At 57.7% G+C, this 2,293-nt stretch carries 3 protein-coding genes; 2 read left to right on the top strand and 1 reads right to left on the bottom strand.

Going from position 1 to position 2,293, the window contains the following annotated elements; all coding sequences use genetic code 11:
• Nucleotides 1-35 precede the first annotated feature (35 nt).
• Entirely contained in the window at nucleotides 36-467 is a 432-nt protein-coding gene (locus G3T14_RS23795) for a hypothetical protein (protein ID WP_163644953.1), read from the top strand.
• A 24-nt stretch (nucleotides 468-491) separates the two neighbouring features.
• Here the strand turns inward: G3T14_RS23795 and G3T14_RS23790 are convergent, their stop codons facing one another.
• Nucleotides 492-1,004, bottom strand: a complete 513-nt coding sequence (locus G3T14_RS23790; protein ID WP_163644954.1) for a MucR family transcriptional regulator — start codon at nucleotides 1,002-1,004, stop codon at nucleotides 492-494.
• A gap of 184 nt (nucleotides 1,005-1,188) precedes the next feature.
• Here G3T14_RS23790 and G3T14_RS23785 point away from each other — a divergent pair, with 184 nt between their 5' ends.
• Complete coding sequence (locus G3T14_RS23785) at nucleotides 1,189-1,890, top strand: response regulator transcription factor CtrA (RefSeq protein ID WP_163644952.1); 702 nt, start codon at nucleotides 1,189-1,191, stop codon at nucleotides 1,888-1,890.
• Nucleotides 1,891-2,293 lie beyond the last annotated feature (403 nt).

The following is a 2,293-nucleotide window of genomic DNA, read 5'->3' as shown; positions in this document are numbered from 1 at the left end:
CAGCCAGGCGGCCTTGGCAGGGAAGAGCTGATCCGATGCCGATCCGGCGCGAGCATCGTTTCTTCTATCCGATCGATTGGCCCCAGCTCTCGGCCGAGATTCGTTTTCGACGGGCGGGGGGCGTCTGCGAAGGGTGCGGGCGGCCGCACGAGCAGACGATCTATCATCTGGGCGATGGACGCTGGTGGGACGCCGCGACCGGCTCATGGCGCGATGGAACCGGGCATGTTCTGCAGGTCCTATCGAGCTTCGAAGAGCTCACACATCTGCGCCCGACCAAGGTGGTATTGGCGACAGCTCATCGTGATCACGACACGGCCAACAACGCCAACAAGAACCTCGCGGCCTTCTGCCAGCGCTGTCATATGAACCACGACCGCCCCGAACATCAGCGCCGCCGATGGCGGACGCTGTTTCGTCGCAAGGCCTCTGGTGACCTGTTCCGAGGGCCGTATCAGCTGCTGTGACCAAGCCGTTGGGACAATCGCCGATCAGGCGGCCGCAAGCGTCTTTGCCTTACCCGGCGGCCTACCACGGCGCTTTGCCGGAGCGGCGTCATCCAAGGTCGACCCATCTTGGGAGGTTTCAGACGACGACGCTATGCGCCCCTTCCGACCAAGCCCAAGACTTTGAGCAAGCGCAGAGCGCTGTGCCGAGTACGCAGCCGACGTCATCGGATAATCAGCCGGCAGACCATGCTTTGCACGATAGGCCTCGGGCGTCAGGCCTCTGATGGTGAGATGCCGACGCAGGGTCTTGTAGGGTTTGCCGTCCTCGAAGCTGATCAGCGCATCCGGCGTGATCGACTTTTTGATTTGCGCCGGCGTCAGCTTCTCTCTCGTCGGAAGCTCGACCGATGTTCCCCCTACCAAGCCAAAGAGGGCAGCGTGGATGTTGGCGATCAACGCCGGCAGTTCAGAGGTTGGAACTGAATTGTGGGCGACGTAGGCCACGACAAGATCGGCCGCGAGGGCGAGATGGTCGGATCCCGGCAGAGATGTCATATCGTCCATAAACGTTTCCTATTCTGACAAGGCACTGAAAAATATGAAGAATTTTGAACGGGTCACGTCCAAGCTAAAGCAACCTATACCGACGAACAGCGATTGATCCATGCGCACAGAGTTGCCTTAAGACTTTATTAGAAATGTTTCTATAGGAAATATTAAATTGTAGAGGAGCCAACCTATGCGTGTCCTATTGATCGAGGACGACGCGTCAGTCGCGCAGAGCATCGAATTGATGCTCAAGTCCGAGCGTTTCAATACCTACACCACCGATCTCGGTGAGGAGGGGGTCGACCTCGGCAAGCTCTACGATTACGACATTATTCTTCTCGACCTTACCCTGCCGGATATCTCCGGCTACGAGGTGCTGCGCGCCCTACGCGTGTCCAAGGTGAAAACACCGATCTTGATCTTGTCCGGCATGGGCAGCATCGAGGACAAGGTGAAAGGCCTCGGCTTCGGCGCCGACGACTACCTCACCAAGCCGTTCCACAAGGACGAACTCGTCGCCCGCATCCACGCCATCGTCCGGCGTTCGCAGGGCCATGCCCAGTCGGTCATCACCACTGGCGATCTGGTTGTGAACCTCGACGAGAAGACCGTGGCGATCGCGGGCAACCGCGTAAACCTGACGGGTAAAGAGTACCAGGTGCTGGAACTCCTCTCTCTCCGGAAGGGCACGACGCTCACCAAGGAGATGTTCCTCAACCACCTCTACGGTGGCATGGACGAGCCCGAGCTGAAGATCATCGACGTGTTCATCTGCAAGCTGCGTAAGAAGCTCGCCAACGCGTCGTCAGGCAAGAACTACATCGAGACCGTCTGGGGCCGTGGCTACGTGCTGCGTGATGGCGTGTCTGAGATGCAGGCCATGGCCAGTTAAAACCCTACGGCTTAAGCGGCTCCTCGGGAACCGGATCCGTTTACAACGAAGAAAAGGCCGATCTGGCGGTGAAAATCTGACTCTTGATACCCATTCCATATAGGAAACGGGTAAAGAGCGGCCCCAAGGAGGGGCGCCATCTTTCAGATTTTGGCCACTATAACGGTATGCATTACGAACTAAGACAAGCTCATCATTCTTCAAAAAGGCTCTGCCTCCCATAGGAAGCAGAGCAATATTATTAAGCGGTCAATCTTGCTTATTCCAGCGAGAGACTTGTGCGTAAACTAGACCGGCGTGTTGGGGTACGATCGAACTCGGGAACGACCGTCCACTGACCCGCCGAGCTCTAAACCCGCATTGGCAGCGGTTGCAGACGGTGCGCTCCAGCCTTCCGAACGCC

Origin of the sequence: Methylobacterium sp. BTF04 (assembly GCF_010692745.1) — a bacterium.
GTDB lineage: Bacteria > Pseudomonadota > Alphaproteobacteria > Rhizobiales > Beijerinckiaceae > Methylobacterium.
Note: the sequence above shows the minus strand (reverse complement) of the source record. Positions and strands in the feature narration are given on the sequence as shown.